Below are 20345 nucleotides of genomic sequence, written 5' to 3' on the forward strand. Positions count from 1 at the left end.
ATTATGGGCAGGGACGGGCTATCTCTTCGGCCTTGAATACGCGCCGAATCTTCATCGTGTACTCGGGCAGTGGTGCCTGACCTTTGACCGTCTCGGCAAAAATGCCGATCTGTTGCGCCTGATGGTCGCAGGCCCGCATAATCTTTCGACCCTCGAGCGAATTCTCGCGCACGCTAGTCTCGAACGCATCAATCCACTTCTCGCGGTCCCAGACCCCTGTTTTCTCCACCATATCAAGCCACCAACTCAGACCGTCGTACGTCTCGCCGGCGAACGGCGTGGGATACTCGCCGTACTTAGCCTTGAAACGTGCGACGAAGTCCTTGTTGGCCGGCGTATCGAGGCTGAAGTGGTACCGAACCGCCGACATCGATCCGAGCGAGCCCGGACCGGCAGCCTTTGCCAATGCTTCATCCGAGAGGATCGCGCCGACGAATTTGACCTTCTCGCGCAACTTGATCTCCTCGGACTGCTTCATGAACGTGATTGAATCCGAACCCCCGGTAATGATCACAGCAGCGTCTGCGCCAGAGCTGACAATCCGGTTAATAATAATTGCATAGTCCTTGCTTCCGAACGGGGGAAAGTCCTCACCGACGTATGTCGCGTCCTTCTCCAAGCCAGCCTTAACGGCAGCTAGCATGTCCCGCGTCGTGCCGTAGTCGGCCGCCACACCATATATCTTCTTGTACTTCGATTGACGCAGGTATTCAATGATCATTTTAACTTCCGATGCCGCGTCGTTCGACGTACGGAACGTGTAGCGGTTGCGCAGCTTTCCCGTGACGTCGTCGTCGGCCGAGACCGTCACCAGCATCGGTATCTTGCGCAATTCGGCCTGCTTCATCACGGCAAGCGTCTCGCCGGAGGCAGTTGCACCAAGAAGCATGTGGGCACCCTTCGAAATCACTATGGTCGCTTTCTGCACGGCGATCTGCGGCTTCGTTTCCGAATCCTCCCAGATCGCCTGGATCGGCACGCCGAGCACCTTACCACCGCGTACCTCAATCGCAAGCTCCGCGCCTTTACGCGTCTCCTCGCCAATCACACCATACGTACCGGAAAGTGCCACGACGCCACCGATACGAAAGGCGTCATCCTTGGCCGCGACCTCCGCGGTGACCAGCACCATGATAACGAGCAGCGTGCCCATGCGGATTATGTTTGAAAGCATTGCAGTTTCCTTTCTTCGAAAAAATGAATCCGGACAACCGCTACGATATCGCAGCGCCCGCCCGGTCTTATCCCTCCAACACGGTAACCACGCAACAAGCTTCGTCGAAGCCCATGATTCCGCCACCGCTTTCCGCCAGCGCCAGTCGCGCACCCTTAACCTGCCGCGGGCCGGCTTCGCCGCGCAGTTGTTCGACCAACTCAGTGAGCATTGACACTCCAGTGGCGCCGATTGGGTGACCTTTCGAGACTAGCCCCCCCGAGGTGTTCATCGGGATTCGGCCACCCAGTCCTGTCTCGCCTGATTCGTGAAGACGTCCACCCTGTCCGATCGGACAAAAGCCCAACATTTCGGCCTGAAAGATTTCGCAGAACGTTGATGCATCGTGAACCTCGACCAAGTCGATATCCTCGGGCCCAACGCCGGCCATCGCGTACGCACGGCGCGCAGCCTCGGCAGTTAGCCCCGGCTCGTCAAAATCGCGGTAACGCCCAGACGTCACACCGTAACCCTTCACCTTGACGGCCCGCTCCTGCACGGCAGGCGGACACGTCAGCAAGTACTCACCAGAGCAGATCAGCAGCGCCGCCGCACCATCGCCGATCGGCGAGCACATCGCGCGCGTAAGCGGATCCGACACCATCCGATCCTCCAACACCTGCTGCGGCGTCATGTGGAACCGGTACTGGGCGCGCGGATTGTCAGCGCCGAAGTTGTGCGTCTTGGCTGCAGCGATCGCTAACTGCTGCCTCGTGGTGCCATACTTTTGCATGTGCCATGCCGCCTGCATGCCATAGGTGTCCATAAACATCGAACGGTCGGGCGAGGTTTCGAACGCCTTGCCGATACGCTTCCCCGCCGCACCGAAGTACGTCTGCCAAATTGAACGGTCAAGCTGATCAATGCCGCCTTCGAGGACATGAAACCGGTTCACGGTCGGATCGGCGTGATGCAGCTTCTCTAGGCCGATCACCAGGGCCATGTCGCTGTCACCCGAGCGCACGTCCTTGCAGGCGCCGGCAAATGCCGACGAGCCCGACGCGCAGCCGTTCTCAATGTTCATAATCGGCGTATTTCGACGCAGAGCACCACTGTTGATCTGCTGCGTCAAGCAGACTTGGCCGCGAATGCCACCCTGGCCGAACTGGTGCATACCGAAGTTCGAGAACCAGATCGACGTGATCTCGGCTCCGTCGGTCATTGACACGTCACTCAGTACGCCGTCGAAGACCTCAGCGGCAAGCACCTGATGCGTCGTGTCGGTCCTCTTGCCAAAAACCGTCGAGCTACTGCCAATGATGAAGACTTCTCGCATTATTGTCTTTCACGTTAGTTTGCTACGTTGTCCTGTTGCGTGGCACCCTAGTTTGCTTTCTAGAATTAGAAAAACAAGCGTTTGCTTTCCCAAAGAATAACACCTGTCTCACCGCTTGGCAAGATTTTTTAGGGTCTTGGGGTGATCTTGTTTTCGGTGCAATCCGTTGCGCTATCGTCTCCGGGTAAACCCGTTTACATAGGAGACACCGGCCTCATTGCGCCCTGACCAACATCGAAATCCCCCGCTCGCGCCCGGAAACCGGAGCGTTTGGGAGCGCCGTGAGCACATGGTGCGCCTTTGCGCCATCAAGCGACCCATCGCCACATGGCCGAGGAAAGCGACTTCCCCGAACGGCACCGCCAGCACAGTGTTTACCCGGGGGCAATAGCGCCACGATCCGCATCAAAAACAAGATCACCCCAATTCAGTGCGAGAGACAACACCCGCTATTGACAACGCATCTGCTTTGCCTCAAAGTATACACCTAACGAACGATTGCTTGTTATGTCCAGACCCAGCCTTGCCCGGTCACCCCGAGCCGACAACCGATTGCCTGAACTGTTGGACGCCGCCGCGCGCCTCTTCGCACGCCGTGGATATGCAGCGACCTCCATGCGAGACATCGCCGTCGAAGTCAAGATGTTGTCGGGCTCGCTCTACTACCACTTCCCCTCCAAGGAAGAGTTGCTGATCGCCGTTTATCAGGCTGGCGTGCTGGAGCTGGAGAAGGCGGCCGTGGAAGCCGTGGAGAGGGAAACGGATCCGTGGGCGCGCTTGGAGGCACTGTGCAAGGCTCATCTGGAAACCGTTTTGCGCGACAGCGACTACGCCCAGGTCCTGATCCGCGTCTTGCCTGACGACATTCCCCAGGCGGCGAATCGCCTGCGGGAACTTCGCGACACCTACGAACAGGTGTTCCGCACTGTCGTGGCGCAGTTGCCGCTCTCCGCGGGTACGGATCGACGCGCCCTGCGTTTGATGCTTATTGGCGCGCTCAACTGGGCGACGCTGTGGTTCAACCCCGATGGACGCGACTCCCCACGCGTTCTCGCGCGCAAGTTTGTGGGGCTAGTGAAGGAAACACAACATGGCTGAACGTCCACCTAGGGTGATCGTTACAAAGATCGGTTTTGATGGGCACGACCGGGGCAGCCGGGTGATCGCGGCATGCCTCCGAGATGCGGGCATGGAGGTGATCTACACCCCGCCCTGGCAGGAGATTCCCACCGTCGTCAAGCTCACGATGGAAGAGGACGCCGACGTCATCGGCATCTCGTCACTTGCCACCGATCACCTCATCGTGCCCAAGCTGGTGGCGGCGCTGCGGGAGGCGGGGCTGTCCGATGTGCAGGTCATCGTCGGCGGCATCGTGCCCGCCAAGGACGAAGCGATGCTGCTGGAATGCGGCGTGGCCGAGGTATTTCATCCCGGCACGTCGTTGGACGATGTTGTCGTTTCGGTACGGGCGCTTGCCGAAAAGCGTCGCACCATACAAGGAGCATCGACATGAGCAGCCAGCACAGCGTGAATGGCCACGCGCGGTGGGAAGCCGAGTTCTCCAAAGGCGTGGTTGGAGACGCCACCATCCACAACCGGTCGGGCATCGCCATCAAGCCGCTGTACACCCCGCAGGATCAAGGCGGCACCTACGAGGAATCGTTGGGGTATCCCGGCCAGTACCCGTACACACGCGGCATCTACTCCACCATGTACCGGGGGCGCAGTTGGTCCCAGCGCCAGCTCATCGGGCTTGGCGTTCCCGAAGACTACAACCTGCGCGTCAAGGAGATGCTCGAGCTGGGCGCGTCCGCCTTGTCGCTCATTCCATGCAACTCGGTGTTCCGTGGGTACGACGCCGACAGCGTACCGTCGGAATTGCTTGGTACGTGCGGAACGGTCATCAACCACGTGGAAGACATGCAGGTCGCCCTCGACGGCGTGCCCATCGGCGATCTCTCCACGGCCATGAACGACCCTTCGCCCTTCACGCTGCTGGCGTTCGAGCTGGCGGTGGCCAAGCGTCGCGGCGTGCCCTGGACCAGGATCACGGGCACCTCAAACCAGAGCGACTGCATCTCGCACTTCGTCGCGAACCACATGTTCTTCCGCCTGGCGCTGCAGGGCGCGCGACGGGTCATCGTGGATCACATCGCGTTCGTGAACAGGCACGTGCCGGGCTGGAACCCCTTGTCCATCGTCGGGCAGCACATGCAACAGGCCGGCGCGACCCCGGCCGAGGCCATGGCCTTCACGCTCTGTTCGGGCATCCAGTACGCGGAAGACTGCATCGCCAGTGGCATGGACCCGGACCAGTTCCTCCCGCGCTTCACGTTCTTCTTCGATGTCTCGGTAAGCTTATTTGAAGAGGTGGCCAAGTTCCGTGCCGGCCGGCGCATCTGGGCGAAGCTGTGCCGTGAGCGTTTCGGCGCGAAGGATCCGCGCTCCTGGCGGTTCAAATTCCATGGGCAAACCTCGGGCGTGGACCTCACCCGCCAGCAGCCGCTCAATAACGTGGCCCGGGTCACGACGCAGGCGATGGCAGGCATCTTCGGCGGCCTGCAATCGCTCCACACGGACGGCTACGACGAGGTGTTCTCCACACCCACCGCCGAGGCCGCCCGCATCGCGGTCGCCACTCAGAATATCCTGCGGGAAGAGGCCCACCTCACCGACGTCATCGATCCGCTGGGCGGCTCCTACTACGTGGAGTCGCTCACCAACGACATGGAGGCAAAGATCAACGGGATCATTTCGATGATCGACGAGGCCGGCGGCATGTACCAGGCGGTGGAAAAAGGCATCGTCCAGCGCATGATCGGTGAATCCGCGCTGGCTTTCCAGAAGAAGGTCGACGCCGGCGAACAGACCATCGTGGGCGTCAATGCCTACCAGGTCGAGGAAGACCCCGCGACCTACCCCTCGCTGGAGTACCCCGACGCCGCACGCATGCAGTCGTACCTGCAGCGGCTGGCGGATTTCAAGAAATCGCGTTCCAACACGGACGTCGACAAGGCGATCAGCGCCCTGGCCAAGTCGGCCAACACGCCCAAGTCGAACGTCTTCGAGCACGTGGTCGCGGCCGCAGAGGTTGGCGCCACCCACGGTGAGATCTGCGGCACCTTGCGTAAGGAACTCGGCTTCGGACAACCGCTGACGATGGTGTGAGCGTCGTGAGCAACATGTGCATTCAAAAAGCGCTGGCCGGCGATCGGCGCTCGATCGGACAGGCCATCAGTGCGCTGGAAAACGGCGGTGAGATGGCCTACGAGGTTCGCCGCGCCATCGCGGCGTCCCAGGGCCGCGCGCACGTCATCGGCGTGACGGGGCCACCCGGTGGCGGAAAGTCCACGCTGGTGTCGGTGCTGATCAAGGGTTTGAGGAAAAAGGGAAAAACGGTTGCCGTCGTCGCTATCGACCCCTCCAGTCCGTTCACCGGCGGAGCGGTCCTGGGTGACCGAATCCGCATGGGTGAGCGCCAGTGGGACGAAGGTGTTTTCATCCGCTCGCTGGCGTCTCGCGGCCACCTCGGCGGCCTGTCGGTGGCGGCCGGTGATGTCATCGACCTGTTCGACGCGGCGGGCTTTGACGTGGTGATCGTCGAGACCGTGGGCGCTGGCCAATCGGAAGTGGAAATCACGCGCTTTGCCGACACCCGTGTGGTGGTGTGCCCTCCCGGGCTCGGTGACGACGTGCAGGCCATCAAGGCGGGCGTGCTGGAAATTGCCGACATCTTTGTCGTGAGCAAGGCCGATCTGCCCGATGCGCGCAAGACCGAATCCGAGCTGCTGGCCATGCTGACGCTAAGGCGCTCGCAGACGGTGGTACCCGAGGTCAAACGCGTGTCAGCGGCCGGCGAAGAAGGAACGGACGCACTGGTGGACTGGCTCGACGCGCGAAGCGAGCGCGGCCGACGTCACGCAGCGGGCGGCGCCAACACCGCCTACAAGCTGGTCTCGAAATGCATCTCAGGCGACAACATGGCCCAGTTGCTCGGCATTGAACTCGTGTCGGCGTCGATGGGCAGCACGACATTGCGTATGAAGGTGATGCGCAAGCACATGAACTTCAACGATCGATGCCACGGAGGCGCGCTCTTTGCGCTGGGCGACATGGCACTGGGTCTAGCTTGCAACTCGTACGGAAAAATCGCGACCCTGGTGGATGGGCAGTTGAGCATTTCCACCGCGGTTGAAGAAGGCGAGTGGTTGGTCGCGCACGCGTATGAGGTGTCGCGCTCGCGCAAGATCGGAAGCTACCACGTCAAGATCACACGGGCGCGCGATGGCGAACACATTGCGATGCTCCATGGCACAGTCTACGTGCTGGACAAATCCCTCGAAGCGGCCATGGGCGGAAGCGTGTGATGAGCGTGCTTACAGAAGCGCTACTCGTTGGCCGGGATCGGCGGCGCCTTCGTTCTCTCAAGCGTCTCGCGCGGGCAGGTAGCGGCACGGACGCGGCACCCGCACTCAAACTCCAGAGCCAAGCAATTGCGCTGGCGCTCCTGGATCGCAGCATCAAGTTCAAGCACCGCCGACTGGCGCTGCTGCGACTGAAGGAAGCCCTTGACCTGGGCGCCGTGGTCGACACGGAGCAATGGACGTACTGCAGGGGCGTGCTCGCGTTGGTGCAGGACAGTGCGCTGCGAGCTTACTTCGAGCACACCGCCCAATTCGTCCGCGAGGCCACACCACGCCGGGGGGAAACACGTGTTGCGAAGGCAGGCGAACTGTGAACACGACCTTCCCCCGATTGCTGCTCATGCAGGCAGCTGAACGCGGTCACCGGCCGGCGATGCGTGAGAAGGAATACGGCATCTGGCAGACCACGACCTGGGCCGCGATGGCGCAGTTGGTGGAGGCCTTGGCTTGCGGGCTCCACCAGGCCGGCTTGCAACGTGGCGAGCACATGGTGGTGATTGGCGCGAACCGCCCTCGCCTGTACGCCACCATGCTGGCGGCCCAATCACTTGGCGCGATCCCGATCCCGCTGTACCAGGATGCCGTGGCTACCGAATGCGTCTTCCCCATCAACAACGCCGAGGTGCGCTTCTGCGTCGTCGAAGACCAGGAGCAGGTCGACAAGATGCTGGAGATCCGCGATCGTTGCCCGCAACTCAGCCACATCTACTACGACGACCCGCGCGGTCTGCGCAACTACGATCAGCCCGGCCTGAGCGCGATGGAGTCCCTGATCGCAACCGGGCGTGCTGAGGCGCAAGCGCACCCCGGGCTGTTCCGTGACCAGGTTGAACTAGGCCAGCCCGACGACGTGGCCGCCATGTTCTTTACCAGCGGGACCACAGGCAACGCCAAAGGCGTGGTACATACCCACAGCACGTTGATCAACCGCGCCTTCGTCGGCGCGGCCTTCGACAAGCTCACCCCCTCCGAGGAAGTGCTGGCCTACCTGCCACCGGCCTGGATCGGCCAGAACATCTTCTCGTATGCACAGTGGCTCGCGGCTGGCTACGTCGTCAACTGCCCTGAGTCGGCGGCCACCGTGGCGATCGATCTCAAGGAGGTCGGACCGACATACTACTTCGCCCCACCGCGCGTGTTCGAAGGTCTGCTCACCAACGTGCTGATCCGCATGGAGGACGCGGGCGCAGTCAAACGCAAGATGTTCCACACCTGCATGGCCCTGGCGCGGCGCGTGGGGCCGGACCGGATAGACGGTAAGCCCGTGAGCTTTATCGATGCGATCAAATATCGCCTGGGCGACTGGCTGGTGTACGGGCCCTTGCGCAACAACCTCGGCATGAGCCGCGTGCGCGTGGCCTACACCGCCGGTGAGGCGATCGGGCCGGACCTCTTCAGCTTCTATCGCTCCGTCGGCATCAACCTCAAGCAGCTCTACGGCTCAACGGAAACTGCCGTGTTCGTCTGTCTGCAGCCCGACAACCAGGCGCGCGCGGACACCGTGGGCATGCCTTGCGAGGGCGTGGAGATCAAGCTCAGCGAGAGCGGCGAAATCTTGGTGAAGTCGCCCGGCCTGCTCAAGGGTTACTACAAGAATGAAGCGGCCACGGCCGAGGTGCTCACCGCCGATGGCTGGTACCACACGAGCGATGCGGGCTTCATCGATAGCAACGGGCACCTCAAGATCATCGACCGCGTGAAGGATGTCGGCCGCATCAAGGGCGGCGCGCACGACGGCTCGATGTTTGCGCCCAAGTACGTGGAGAACAAACTCAAGTTCTTTTCGTACATCAAGGAAGCGGTGGCCTACGGCGACCAGCGCGAGCGTGTGTGCGTGATGATCAACATCGACTTCGACGCCGTGGGCAACTGGGCCGAACGGCGCAACCTGCCGTACGCCGGCTACACCGACCTCGCGCAGAAGCCCGAGGTGTACGACCTGATCCGCGACTGCGTAGAGAAGGTGAACGCCGACCTGAGCCGCGACGAGCTGCTCGCGGGCAGCCAGATCAGCCGCTTTCTGGTGCTGCACAAGGAACTCGATGCGGATGACGGTGAGCTGACCCGTACGAACAAGGTGCGCCGCGGATTCATCGCTGAGAAGTACGACACGCTGGTCGATGCGCTGTACAGCGACAGCACCCAGCACTACATCGAAACGCAAGTGAAGTTCGAGGACGGCCGCACGGGATCCGTCAGTGCCACGCTAAAGATCGGCGATGCGAAGGTGTTTTCTCCTGTGAGAGCCGCGGCATGAGCCAGAAGAAGATTGGCGACGTTGTCCTCAACGTCCAAGACATTAGCCTGCGGTTCGGCGGCGTGAAGGCGCTCACCAACATCAGCTTTGACGTACGCGAGCACGAGGTGCGCGCCATTATCGGCCCCAATGGTGCAGGCAAGAGCTCCATGCTCAACTGCATCAACGGGGTGTATCAGCCGCAAGAGGGCTCGATCAGCTTTCGTGGCCAGACCTTCAAGCACATGAACAGTCGCCAAGTGGCGGAGATGGGCATTGCGCGCACCTTCCAGAACCTCGCACTCTTCAAGGGCATGAGCGTGGTCGACAACATCATGACGGGGCGCAACCTTCGAATCAAAAGCAACCTGCTCATGCAAGCGATCCGCAACCCCTTCAGCATCGGCGGCGCGCAGAAAGAGGAAGAAGCGCACCGCGAGTTCGTCGAACACATCATCGATTTTCTCGAAATTCAGGCGCACCGCAAGGCACCCGTCGGCCAGTTGCCCTATGGCCTGCAAAAGCGAATCGACCTGGGCCGCGCGCTGGCGATGGAGCCCCAGGTGCTGCTGCTCGACGAGCCAATGGCAGGGATGAACCTGGAGGAGAAGCAGGACATGAGCCGCTTCATTCTCGATGTGAACGACGAGTTCGGCACGACCATTGTGCTGATCGAGCACGACATGGGCGTGGTCATGGACATCTCCGACCGCGTGGTGGTGCTCGACTACGGCAAGAAGATCGGGGACGGCACACCCGACGCAGTGCGCAGCAACGAGGAGGTCATCAGCGCCTACCTCGGCACAAGCCACTGACCCTTCACCGAACCGGAACCAACTATGGCATTTTTCTTGGAAGCGCTCTTCGGCGGCCTCATGGCAGGCATGCTGTATTCGCTGGTCGCCTTGGGCTTCGTGCTGATCTTCAAGGCGTCGGGCGTCTTCAATTTCGCGCAGGGCGCGATGGTGCTGTTCGCCGCGCTGGCCATGGCCCGCTTCTCCGAGTGGATCCCGATCTGGACCGGCATCCACAGCCGCTTCCTGGCCAACGTGATGGCTTTCGTGCTGGCCGCGGCGCTCATGGGAATCGTGGCCTGGTTGGTCGAGCGTCTGGTGCTGCGCCACTTGGTCAATCAGGAGGCTGTGACCTTGCTGATGGCCACGCTGGGAATCAGCTACTTTCTGGACGGCCTGGGCCAGACGATCTTCGGCTCGAACATCTACCCCATCAACGTGGGCATGCCCAAGGACCCCCTGATGCTGTTCGAGCGCACGTTTGACGGCGGGGTACTGCTCAACCTTGAAGACATCTACGCTGGCAGCGTGGCCGCCCTGATGGTCGCCGCGCTGTCGCTTTTTTTCCAGAAGACTGCGACCGGCCGCGCGCTGCGCGCAGTGGCGGACGACCACCAGGCCGCGCAGTCCATCGGTATTCCGCTCAACCGCATCTGGGTCATCGTCTGGTTCGTCGCCGGCATCACCGCGTTGGTGGCTGGAATCATCTGGGGATCCAAGCTGGGTGTGCAGTTCTCGCTCACCACGGTCGCACTGCGTGCGCTGCCGGTGGTGATCCTGGGCGGACTCACCTCAGTGCCTGGAGCCATCATCGGCGGATTGATCATCGGCGTGGGGGAGAAACTTTCCGAGGTCTTCCTCGGGCCGTTCGTGGGCGGCGGAATCGAGATTTGGTTTGCCTATGTGCTGGCGCTGGTGTTCCTGCTGTTGCGCCCGCAAGGCTTGTTCGGCGAAAAAATCATTGACCGCGTGTGACGCGGAAGAACAAAGAGAAGAAAGCCTGCCATGCTCTATCGTGAAAACGGTCAGCTCAAGACCACTTACGGCGCCGACCAGCAAATCTTCCCGATCGCGCAGGACCGCTGGCTGATCTGGGCTCTCATCGCATTCGCTTTCATCGCCGTCCCATTGCTTGCGGATGAGTACCTGCTGCGCGCCATCCTTATCCCCTTCCTGATCATGTCGTTGGCGGCTCTGGGGGTGAATATTCTGGTGGGCTACTGCGGCCAGATCTCGCTGGGATCGGGCGCTTTCATGGCCGTGGGGGCTTACGGCGCCTACAACATGTTGGTGCGCATACCCGGCATGCCGCTGATCCCCGCGCTGATTCTGGGCGGGCTGTGTGCCATGGCGTTTGGCATCCTGTTTGGCCTGCCCAGTTTGCGCGTGCGTGGCCTGTACCTGGCGGTGGCCACGCTGGCCGCGCAGTTCTTCGCCGACTGGATATTCCTGCGAATCAAGTGGTTCACACTGGACTCGCCTTCGGGCTCGGTGTCGGTATCCAATCTGCAGGTATTCGGTCTGCCGCTGCAGAGCGCGGCGGACAAGTACCTGTTCTGCCTGGGGATGCTGGCGGTCGTCGCTCTGCTGGCAAAGAACCTGGTGCGCAGCGCCATCGGCCGCGAATGGATGGCCATCCGCGACATGGACGTGGCCGCCGCAGTCATCGGAATCCGGCCAATGTACGCCAAGCTCAGCGCATTCGCCGTGAGCAGCTTCATCATCGGCATGGCCGGGGCGCTCTGGGCATTCGTTCACCTGAGCGCCTGGGAGCCAGCCGCCTTCTCCGTCGATCTCTCTTTCCGCCTGCTCTTCATGGTGATCATCGGCGGCCTGGGCTCCATCGTAGGCAGCTTCTTCGGCGCAGCCTTCATCGTGGTGCTGCCGATCTTTCTCAACCAGATCCTCCCGGCCGCCGGAGCGATCGTGGGCGTCAATATCTCCACGGCCGCGGTCTCGCACGCGGAGTTCATGGTCTTCGGGGCCCTGATCGTCTGGTTCCTGATCGTCGAGCCCCACGGGCTGGGCAGGCTCTGGTCAATCGGTAAACAAAAGTTGAGGATTTGGCCGTTTCCTCACTGACAACCTTGGCGGTTCACAAATGCGGCCACGCAAAACTTCACAACCTTTGGAGACATCATGAATAAAGCCAGTGCGAATCTCGCGACGGTGTTGGTCATGCTCGTATCGAGCCTGTCGGTCAGCGCCATCGCCCAAGACAAACAGCAGTATTTCCCCTTGCTCACCTTTCGGACCGGCCCGTACGCACCTAGCGGGTCACCCTGGGCGAATGGATTCGTTGACTACTTCAAGCTCGTCAACCTCAAGGGCGGCATCAATGGCGTTCGCGTCGCCTGGGAGGAGTGTGAGACGGGCTACGCCACCGATCGTGGCGTGGAATGCTACGAACGGATGAAGGGGAAGAACGGCGGTGCCACGGTCTTCCAGACTATGTCCACGGGTATCACGCTGGCCCTGACGGAACGCGGCATGGCCGATGGCATTCCCATTCTGACGCCGGGCTATGGCCTGAGCGCGAGCGCGGACGGCGAGGTCTTCAAGTGGAGCTTCCCCATCGGGGGCAGCCACTGGGCTTCGGCCGATACCCAGATCCAGTATGTCGCCCAGAAGGTGGGGGGGCTGGACAAGCTCAAGGGCAAGAAGATCGCCCTGCTGTACCACGACAGCCCGTATGGCAAGGAAGCGATCCCCGTGCTAGCTGCGCGCGCCAAGAAGCACGACTTCGAGTTGACCGCTATCCCTGTGTCGCATCCCGGCGTGGACCAGAAGGCAGCCTGGCTGCAAATCCGTCGCTCGCGGCCGGATTTCGTTCTGCTCTGGGGATGGGGTGTAATGAATTCAACCGCCCTCAAGGAGGCGCAGTCCACCGGCTTTCCGCGCGACCACGTGGTCGGTGTATGGCCATCCGGGTCCGACTCAGACGTGAAGGAGGTGGCTGGTGCGGCAGGTTACAGCGCTGTGCTCGTGCTGCCGGGCCCCGGGTTTGAGTCCACCATCGCGAAGGAGGTGCGCGAGAAGCTGCACGCTAAGGGCCAGGGATCTGGCCCGAAGGAAGAGGTTGGTGAGGCCCTGTACATGCGCGGCCTGATGAACGCCATGGTGGCGGTGGAAGGTGTGCGGCGTGCGCAAGAGAAGTTCGGCAAGGGCCAGGTGATGACCCCCGCTCAAGCACGATGGGGGTATGAGAATCTGCAGATCGACGACAAGCGCCTCTCGCAGCTCGGCATCGCCGATGTCATGCAACCCTTGACCACCACTTGCAAGAACCACATGGGCCCCTCAGCGGCGCGCGCCTACACGTGGAATGGCTCGAAGTGGGACGTGAGTTCGGAGTGGCTGCATGCGGATCCGGCCGTGCTCGATCCCATGATCAAGGCCGCGGGTGACAAGTACGCGAGCGAGAAGAACCTCACGCGCCGCACCCCCGCTGACTGCCAGAGTTAGGTGCCCTTGCCGCGCTGCGACGGCGCCTCGTTCTCGCGGTTGGTCTACCAGCCCTCTTTCGCAAGGCCGTGGGCCGCGCCTTGCGAACGGTCCCCAAGTAAACGGAGTCACCATGAGCACCGCCCCCACCGTTCTCAATGTCAACGGCATCGAGGTCATCTACAACCACGTCATCCTGGTGCTCAAGGGCGTGTCGCTGCAGGTGCCCCAGGGGCGGATTGCGGCCATCCTGGGCGGCAACGGCGCGGGGAAGACCACCACGCTCCGCGCTGTCTCGAACCTGCTCAAGGGTGAGCGGGGTGAAGTCACCAAAGGCAGCATTGAACTGCGCGGCGAGCGAATAGAGAAACTCTCGCCAGCGGACCTGGTACGACGTGGCGTGGTGCAAGTAATGGAGGGGCGCCACTGCTTCGCCCACCTCACCATCGAAGAAAACCTCCTGACCGGTTCCTACACGCGCAAAAGCAAGGCCGAGATCAGGACCAACCTGGAGAAGGTCTACGCTTACTTCCCGCGCCTGAAGACCCGACGCACCAGCCAGGCCGCCTATACCTCGGGCGGCGAGCAACAGATGTGCGCCATTGGCCGCGCCCTCATGACCAACCCCAGCGTAATGCTGCTCGATGAGCCCTCCATGGGTCTGGCCCCGCAGATCGTGGAGGAGGTGTTCGAAATCGTGAAAGACCTGAACCAGAAGGAGAAGGTCACCTTTCTGTTGGCTGAGCAGAACACCAACATGGCGCTCAAGTACGCGGACTACGGCTATATCATGGAAAGCGGCCGCATCGTAATGGACGGCGTGGCCAGCGAGCTGCGCAGTAACGAGGATGTCAAGGAGTTCTACCTCGGCATGGGCGGGGGCGAGCGCAAGTCCTTCAAGGACATCAAGAGCTACAAGCGCAGAAAGCGCTGGCTGGCCTGAGCGCATACGGCCCCGGATGCCAAGACATCCCTTGTACCCGTCATCTTCATGACCGAATTCTTCGAAGCTCTCGAGATCCGATCTGCCGAACGTTGCCAGTCGAGCAGATGAGCCTGTTGGCCACCCAGGCAGGGCACGCTCGGCGACAGAGGCCGGTCTGGTTTCACCGAATGTGCAGTTCTCGCCGGCCTGTCACCGGACACTGGGACTCCCTGGTTACTCACCCCCGCATCCGCCTGCGCTGCAGCACGCTGGACACCGTGCGCCTGGACACCCTGGGGGCGAGCCGGGCCGAGGCGCTGGTCGACCGGCTCGTCCGCTCATCGAGAAGCGCCCGCCGGCGGCGGCCCACTCGACAAACAACCAGGGCCACGCACAATCTGGCTGCCGCGACCTGGTACTTCCGCAAGTTTCATGGGCCCCCGCGCCGCGTTGGTGGCCACCCGGAAACCGTTATCCCACGCGCAACTGCGTGCATTGCAGCCCTGGAGCGCTGAGCGGCCACGGCCGTTAGCTTTAAGTTGCGAGCAATACATCCATGCAAGACAGACTGGAGAGATGACCATGGGCAAGCGCCTGACGCAAATCGCGACCCGTACAGGCGACAACGGCACGACGGGGCTCGGCGACAACACGCGCGTTTCGAAAGACAGCTTACGCGTGCACGCCATGGGCCATGTTGACGAACTGAATTCGCACATCGGTCTGCTGCTGTGCGAGGAGATGCCGGAGGGCGTCAACACCGTGCTGGTCGAAATCCAGCATCAGCTGTTCAACCTGGGTGGCGAGTTGTCGATACCGGGCTTCGAGTTGCTGAAGCCAGAGGCGGTGCTGGCACTGGACGAAGCGCTTGCGCACTACAACGCACAGCTGCCCAAACTCGAGGAATTTATTCTGCCCGCCGGAACGCGAGCCGCGTCGCAGGCGCATGTGTGCCGAACGGTCGCGCGCGGTGCCGAGCGCGCAGTCGTCGCGCTGGGCGCCGTCGAAACGCTGCGCGACACGCCGCGCCACTATCTGAATCGCTTGAGCGACCTGATGTTTGTGCTGGCGCGTGTTCTCAACCGCATAAACGGCGGAGACGACGTCTACTGGAAGAGCGAGCGGATCGCTCGCCGGTCGCCGTAAGCCACGCTTGCCGGATGGAGCCCAGCATGACAAGACTCTAATTGCGCAGTGGACTACTGCCCGCACCCTTTCGGAGTTTTTCCCGGCCTGCAGATGAGAAGACGCCCCCTTTGACTGGCGTCCGCCTGCTGCCAAAGTCTGAGCGGGCGATCTGGCCCGCTTACGCCACGGAGGCAGCTATGAAGATCACGACGGTTGGTCTGGACCTCGCCAAGAACGTCTTTCAGGTTCACGGTGTTGATGAGCACGGGCGTGCAATGCTTCGCAAGCAGCTCAAGCGAGACCAGGTGGCGCCTTTCTTCGCGCGCCTGGAGCCGTGCCTGATCGGAATCGAAGCTTGCGGCGGCGCGCACTACTAGGCAGGCAGGCTCATCGCGCTCGGCCATCGAGTCAAGATGATGGCACCACAGTTCGTGAAAGCCGCATGTGAAGACCAACAAGAACAATTCGCTCGTGGACAACGAGCCTTGAGCTCGCAGAGTTGCAGAGGACCCAGCCAGCGAATTCCATCAGGGCCGAAGCGCGTGACGCGCCTGAAGGCCGGATGTATGTCCGCAGCCTTAATCTGCTTGCCAGCAACAAAAGATCGCCTTGCAAACTGGGGGCGTCCATGTATGTCCACGGCGGCGGTCGGCGCTTGCGACGAGGGTGATCTCGGTTTCCGTGCAATTCGTAGCGGTAGCACACACCGGTAAACCCGGCCAGGTGCCCCCGCGCTCCGCGGTCATAGTTCTCGACCGCGCCGCAGCGCCCCGACGGAGCCATGACATGCCGAGCTTCCACCTAAGGTTAGTTGGCCAAACCTCTTTGCCCAAGTCTCGCCCGGGCGGACACGAACGAAGCTTTTGCAGCCAGCGCTCGTCCTCAACGAGCAGATAGCCAGAGCACCAAGGACGTTGCCGACATGCTCGGTGCCGCCTTTTTCGATCTTCATTCGTACCGAATCATCAAGGCTTCGCCCCTCCGCGTGCTAGCATCACCTTTTTCCGGGTTCGATGTTCCCGTGGGGTGAGGTGCAGTCAGGGTTTTCCCAGGGCTCAAACCGCTTCGATTCGCACGGAAGCCGAGATCACCCTGACCCAGGGAAGACGGTGACTGGTGCGGAGGCCACTGGGCTGAATGCCTGCGCATCGTCGGCGAATTGCGCGATGACATGGCACCCTACTGGGGAAATCGCGCGCAAGGACGGAGCGACTGCTTGAAACGCGGGAACGCGACGATGGTTCGCAGGAACGTCAGGCTGCGCGTGGCGAATGCGAACCGTTGCCAGCCGTCTCCCGGGATGATTTGAGTGTCATTGCCGATAGCCTTGTATCATGGATGGCTTTATGAAACTTCGGTGACAAGGCGTGCGCTCAGAGGAGCGCTCAAAGGGCATGCATAGCCGGTCACAACCCGATCTGCGGCTTCCCGAGTCACTTTATGCGCCTGCTCTGTCGCTGGCACTTTCGATGAGGACACACCGTAGTTTGGATGTCACGCTGTCGCACTCCGTCGAGACGCCGGCGGCGATCTGAGAAGCGCCTGCGCATACTTTTCGACGCCGAAGGTGAACGTACCACGAAAGTTTATGTGGCTGGAGTGGGCCGGTCCCATGCGCCGCAGCCAAGCGTCGTCGATTTCCATGCCGCCCTTGCGCAGGCGCTCGACCACATCATTCATCCGGGTCGTGTTCCACGCGATCACAATGTTGGTCAGCAAGGCGTGCGCGCCCGAGATCGCCTTCATCTCATCGCGCCGCCGCCCGCGCTCCGTGGGCAGCTTGCCGGTGTATACAACCCGCTGCAGCTGATGAACCGACTCGCCTCGGGCGAGCAAAGTGTGGATCTCGCGGCGGAATTCCTCGATAGTCACGTAGTCGCACAAGAAGATGCTTCTCAACAGGCGACCCAGATGTTCAGCTGCGCGGTAGGCTGGATCGCCCTGGGCGGCGCTGCTGAGAAAACGCAGCGCGAGGTCGGCGCCGATCTTCCCCATGCGGATGGAGGCGATCAGCCGCAGCAGTTCATCCCAGCCTTCGCGGATGGCCTTGCGCGAAAGGCGCTTGACTGTCACCCTCTCGATGTTCTCCGGCACCGCAAAACCGGCCGGCAGGTAGAGTTTTCTTTCGGCCAAGTCGCGCAGGCGCGGGCACAGGTCAAATCCAAGCAATTTCGCCACCGCCATGGCCCCGTTGGTATAGCCGTGCGTGTCGACCGCCAGCAGGGACAGGCGAATCCGGTCCTGGCTGCGGTTGTGCTGCTCCACGCCCTCGATCGCCACGCCCGCCTGGCGTTCGTTGAGCACGATCGGCTGGTCATAGACGATGCCCCAACGATCCAGCAGGTGCGTGTAGATGCCCGCCGCGTAGGTGCGCCGTCGGGGATCGACGCGGGCGCTCCACAGGTGGCGGGATGCGTCCAACGACATCATGTCGGCCGAGGCCTTCTCACCGCTGCCCCAGTGGGCAGCCAGCGGGACGCGGCCCTGGAATTCGACCACGCGCTCGTTAGCGCGCCGCAACCGGCCATGGGTTTCCAGCGCCCGCATGGCCACCGACACCTGCGCTGTATCAACGCCCGGGATCATCGACGCAGCAGTCTTGGCGTCAATGTCGGTACCGTGTGCGAGCAGCGCCGCATACAGGGCAAGCAGTTGCGCCACGGTGTCGGCACGATGTCCGAGCAGCACCTCACTGACGCTGCACAGCGCGTCCATCTCCAGCAGAATGTCGGGAAACTGCACGTCGCCGATCAACTGATAGATCAGGTCGCGCATGCGGCGCGGCTCCCCATCATCAGGTAAGGCGGTGACTGCCGGCAGGTGCAACATCCCGTCGGCGCCGATCTCGATCTTGCCTTTCTTGCAGGCCTCGGACACAGCGGTGACGCCGACCTTCAGATTGTCCAAGGCGGGTCCGATGAATTCGTCGGCCGTGCGCGGCAAACCCAGCAGGGCGATGTACTTGTCGCGCTCGCGCGCCCATTCCTGCGGCGAAATCAGCATCTGATCGCGCTGCCGGAAACTCAGCGAATGATCGATCCACACCTTGCCGCTGCGCAGGCTCTTGCGCAGCGACATCATGGTGCACGCGGCAAACGCCTGCAGCCCGCTCTTGGGATCGGTGTCGTGGACAAGATCGTGCCAAGCCGCACCAACCTCGGGGACCTCGAAGTCCGGGGGCATTTCCGTCGCCTTCATGCCCTGAAGATCGCACCAGGCAGTCCACTGCACATAACCAGGGTCGTCGGCTTGCCCGCCAAATTCGAGGCCCTCCAAGCCGCCCAGAAACGCCTTGACCCGCTGCTGGTCCGCCGCCAGGGCCCGGCGGACATGGGACAGGAAGCTGCCCTGGGGCGTGTCCAGCAGATCCGACAAGAGCTGATCGGCCTCCAGGCAGCGCACGCGCCAGGTTTTTGTCTCGTCACGTAGGACCTCCCTGGCCTTGAGCGCCTGCTGGCGAGCGGCGCTTTCTGACCGACCCTGGCTGGTCTGGGCTTTCTGTGCGGCGTCGCGAAACAGTTTCTGGCTGCGTCGGCTGCCTTGCTGTATCGCCAAGTCGGTGAGTTCGAGCAGGGTCATGCGCAGAAAGCACACCAGCTCGATGGTCTGTGTTGTGTCCTTGATTTCTTTCGACTTCGCGGGCCGGCGCGCTTGCATCTGCTGGGCGTAGGCGCGCTGTTTGGGGATGGCGATGCTGTCGAGTGGCCACTGGTGCACCGTTAGCGATTTGAGATACCGGATCTTCTCCAGGACCTCGGCGAGGCTGGTTGGGCCGTGGCGCCTTGAAGGCGTCTTGAGCCATTCGAGATGGGTGGCGGCGCCGTCAGGGCGCTGGCGGTAGGCGGACTCGCGGCAGCTCTTGAGGACGGCTGCCGGCACGGCCTGGCCGACGGTTTGCAAGATCTCGGCCTCGGTCGCAGCGAACGCGGCGCGTGCCCAGTCCTGCACGCGCCGCGGCCCCGGAATGAGGATGCGGTGCTCATACAGCCAGTGGCATGCCGCTGTGGCGAGATCGTCGGCGTGGGAGGCTTCGGCGGCCTGCAGCTTGAGCAGGGCGACGAGCTGCGCTTCGGACTGTTCGTCGAGGTCCTTGAGGCCCAGGTGGGTTTTCGCCCAGAGCTGGTGTTTGTACAGTGTCTGGCTGCGCTGATAGATCGAGCGCAGGCTGGCGATGGTGGGCGCCGCAGTTCTAAAGGTCTCGCCGACGTAGCGCAGCAGATTCCGCGGCAATACCGTGGAGCTGTCCAACGGACGGCCCACGGCTCGCAGATACAGCACCATCAACGCCGCCGGCGCTCGGTGGTCCGAGCGAAACTGCGCGCCTATCGCCTCGATGTCTGCCGCTGTGAGCTGGAAAAACTGGCCCAGGTCGAAATCGGACAGGCGATTCGACAGGCCCTCCTGGCCAACAAAGCGAAGGGCGTAGGTTGACATGGGCCGACGTCGAGCGGGTGTGGTTGGCCAAGTGTACGACGCCCGTTGAGCAGGCCTAACCGGCCGGTTTTCGGTCTACACACTCGGCTGCAAGCCGCGCCGGCAAAGAGTTTTCGGGGAAAGCGCACCAATTTGCACGAAAAGTACGATCACCCCAATTAGCTCTCTGAGCAAATGTCACGAGGTCGGAGAAGACTCGCTGCATTGCACGAATGGGTTCCCCGTGCCGCCACGTCGCCTCAAGTCATGTTTCAACCTTCTTTGCACAAGACGCCATGTCAAATCATGACCGTTTGAGATACCTGCTGTCCTGCGCTTTGGGTGTTCTGTTCCTGCTGTATCTACCTGAATCCGTGACCTCACAGTCGCGTTCAGGGTAAATCCTCATACGAATCAAGCACGTGAACCCCATCTGCCTCGCACCCTGCAGGTGAAGGAAGCGCAAATGGCTGATCCGGTTGAATTTATTGT

At 61.9% G+C, this 20345-nt stretch carries 15 protein-coding genes and 1 pseudogene; 13 read left to right on the forward strand and 3 right to left on the reverse strand.

Translation table 11 applies throughout. The annotated features are described in order from the left end of the window. Window position 1: 1 nt before the first annotated feature. Both F3K02_RS13350 and F3K02_RS13355 read right to left on the reverse strand, forming a co-directional pair. Window positions 2-1153 (reverse strand): ABC transporter substrate-binding protein, encoded by a 1152-nt coding sequence (locus F3K02_RS13350; protein WP_177136109.1) that lies wholly within the window; start codon window positions 1151-1153, stop codon window positions 2-4. An 88-nt stretch (window positions 1154-1241) separates the two neighbouring features. Continuing rightward, window positions 1242-2489: a thiolase family protein gene (locus tag F3K02_RS13355; RefSeq protein ID WP_177136110.1), complete on the reverse strand. Its 1248-nt coding sequence runs from the start codon at window positions 2487-2489 to the stop codon at window positions 1242-1244. Window positions 2490-2996: 507 nt separating this feature from the next. On the opposite strand from F3K02_RS13355, the gene F3K02_RS13360 reads away from it, so the two are divergent. The 13 genes and pseudogenes from F3K02_RS13360 to F3K02_RS13420 form a co-directional block, all read left to right on the forward strand. Further along, entirely contained in the window at window positions 2997-3587 is a 591-nt protein-coding gene (locus F3K02_RS13360) for a TetR/AcrR family transcriptional regulator (protein ID WP_281362787.1), read from the forward strand. Beyond that, the gene (locus F3K02_RS13365) at window positions 3580-4002 is read left to right on the forward strand and encodes a cobalamin B12-binding domain-containing protein (protein WP_177136112.1); all 423 of its coding nucleotides are present in this window, start codon (window positions 3580-3582) and stop codon (window positions 4000-4002) included. The genes F3K02_RS13360 and F3K02_RS13365 overlap by 8 nt, the downstream gene beginning before the upstream one ends. Then, window positions 3999-5657: an acyl-CoA mutase large subunit family protein gene (locus tag F3K02_RS13370; protein WP_177136113.1), complete on the forward strand. Its 1659-nt coding sequence runs from the start codon at window positions 3999-4001 to the stop codon at window positions 5655-5657. Before F3K02_RS13365 ends, F3K02_RS13370 begins: the two co-directional genes overlap by 4 nt. Before the next feature lie 14 nt (window positions 5658-5671). After that, on the forward strand, window positions 5672-6856 hold the full coding sequence (gene meaB, locus F3K02_RS13375; protein ID WP_177136114.1) for a methylmalonyl Co-A mutase-associated GTPase MeaB: 1185 nt from the start codon (window positions 5672-5674) through the stop codon (window positions 6854-6856). After that, a complete protein-coding gene (locus F3K02_RS13380; protein WP_177136115.1) occupies window positions 6856-7227 on the forward strand; it encodes a hypothetical protein in 372 nt (123 codons plus the stop codon). The genes meaB and F3K02_RS13380 overlap by 1 nt, the downstream gene beginning before the upstream one ends. Next, the gene (locus F3K02_RS13385; RefSeq protein WP_177136116.1) at window positions 7224-9170 is read left to right on the forward strand and encodes an AMP-binding protein; all 1947 of its coding nucleotides are present in this window, start codon (window positions 7224-7226) and stop codon (window positions 9168-9170) included. Before F3K02_RS13380 ends, F3K02_RS13385 begins: the two co-directional genes overlap by 4 nt. Next, window positions 9167-9964, forward strand: coding sequence for an ABC transporter ATP-binding protein (locus tag F3K02_RS13390; protein ID WP_177136117.1), 798 nt, complete (start codon window positions 9167-9169; stop codon window positions 9962-9964). The genes F3K02_RS13385 and F3K02_RS13390 overlap by 4 nt, the downstream gene beginning before the upstream one ends. A gap of 24 nt (window positions 9965-9988) precedes the next feature. Continuing rightward, a complete protein-coding gene (locus tag F3K02_RS13395) occupies window positions 9989-10918 on the forward strand; it encodes a branched-chain amino acid ABC transporter permease (protein WP_177136118.1) in 930 nt (309 codons plus the stop codon). Between the two features lie 30 nt (window positions 10919-10948). Then, window positions 10949-12025 (forward strand): branched-chain amino acid ABC transporter permease, encoded by a 1077-nt coding sequence (locus F3K02_RS13400; RefSeq protein WP_177136119.1) that lies wholly within the window; start codon window positions 10949-10951, stop codon window positions 12023-12025. Window positions 12026-12082: 57 nt separating this feature from the next. Beyond that, a complete protein-coding gene (locus F3K02_RS13405) occupies window positions 12083-13408 on the forward strand; it encodes an ABC transporter substrate-binding protein (RefSeq protein WP_177136120.1) in 1326 nt (441 codons plus the stop codon). A gap of 112 nt (window positions 13409-13520) precedes the next feature. Then, the gene (locus tag F3K02_RS13410; protein ID WP_177136121.1) at window positions 13521-14330 is read left to right on the forward strand and encodes an ABC transporter ATP-binding protein; all 810 of its coding nucleotides are present in this window, start codon (window positions 13521-13523) and stop codon (window positions 14328-14330) included. A gap of 564 nt (window positions 14331-14894) precedes the next feature. After that, entirely contained in the window at window positions 14895-15458 is a 564-nt protein-coding gene (locus F3K02_RS13415; protein ID WP_177136122.1) for a cob(I)yrinic acid a,c-diamide adenosyltransferase, read from the forward strand. A 179-nt stretch (window positions 15459-15637) separates the two neighbouring features. After that, a pseudogene (locus tag F3K02_RS13420) lies at window positions 15638-15908 on the forward strand (IS110 family transposase); the annotation flags it as partial. Between the two features lie 1026 nt (window positions 15909-16934). Here F3K02_RS13420 and F3K02_RS13425 read toward each other — a convergent pair. Continuing rightward, window positions 16935-19874 (reverse strand): Tn3 family transposase, encoded by a 2940-nt coding sequence (locus F3K02_RS13425; protein WP_177136123.1) that lies wholly within the window; start codon window positions 19872-19874, stop codon window positions 16935-16937. Window positions 19875-20345 lie beyond the last annotated feature (471 nt).

Source organism: Hydrogenophaga aromaticivorans (assembly GCF_013387465.1).
In the GTDB taxonomy this organism is placed as follows: Bacteria; Pseudomonadota; Gammaproteobacteria; order Burkholderiales; family Burkholderiaceae_C; genus Hydrogenophaga; species Hydrogenophaga aromaticivorans.

Bases quoted from the DNA above. Each gene is read 5' to 3' on its own strand.
- F3K02_RS13415 (WP_177136122.1), top strand. From the start codon at position 14,895: ATGGGCAAGCGCCTGACGCAAATCGCGACCCGTACAGGCGACAACGGC.
- F3K02_RS13400 (WP_177136119.1), top strand. From the start codon at position 10,949: ATGCTCTATCGTGAAAACGGTCAGCTCAAGACCACTTACGGCGCCGAC.
- F3K02_RS13405 (WP_177136120.1), top strand. From the start codon at position 12,083: ATGAATAAAGCCAGTGCGAATCTCGCGACGGTGTTGGTCATGCTCGTA.
- F3K02_RS13360 (WP_281362787.1), top strand. From the start codon at position 2,997: ATGTCCAGACCCAGCCTTGCCCGGTCACCCCGAGCCGACAACCGATTG.
- F3K02_RS13425 (WP_177136123.1), bottom strand. From the start codon at position 19,874: ATGTCAACCTACGCCCTTCGCTTTGTTGGCCAGGAGGGCCTGTCGAAT.
- F3K02_RS13410 (WP_177136121.1), top strand. From the start codon at position 13,521: ATGAGCACCGCCCCCACCGTTCTCAATGTCAACGGCATCGAGGTCATC.
- F3K02_RS13350 (WP_177136109.1), bottom strand. From the start codon at position 1,153: ATGGGCACGCTGCTCGTTATCATGGTGCTGGTCACCGCGGAGGTCGCG.
- F3K02_RS13365 (WP_177136112.1), top strand. From the start codon at position 3,580: ATGGCTGAACGTCCACCTAGGGTGATCGTTACAAAGATCGGTTTTGAT.
- F3K02_RS13370 (WP_177136113.1), top strand. From the start codon at position 3,999: ATGAGCAGCCAGCACAGCGTGAATGGCCACGCGCGGTGGGAAGCCGAG.
- F3K02_RS13380 (WP_177136115.1), top strand. From the start codon at position 6,856: ATGAGCGTGCTTACAGAAGCGCTACTCGTTGGCCGGGATCGGCGGCGC.
- F3K02_RS13395 (WP_177136118.1), top strand. From the start codon at position 9,989: ATGGCATTTTTCTTGGAAGCGCTCTTCGGCGGCCTCATGGCAGGCATG.
- meaB (WP_177136114.1), top strand. From the start codon at position 5,672: ATGTGCATTCAAAAAGCGCTGGCCGGCGATCGGCGCTCGATCGGACAG.
- F3K02_RS13355 (WP_177136110.1), bottom strand. From the start codon at position 2,489: ATGCGAGAAGTCTTCATCATTGGCAGTAGCTCGACGGTTTTTGGCAAG.
- F3K02_RS13390 (WP_177136117.1), top strand. From the start codon at position 9,167: ATGAGCCAGAAGAAGATTGGCGACGTTGTCCTCAACGTCCAAGACATT.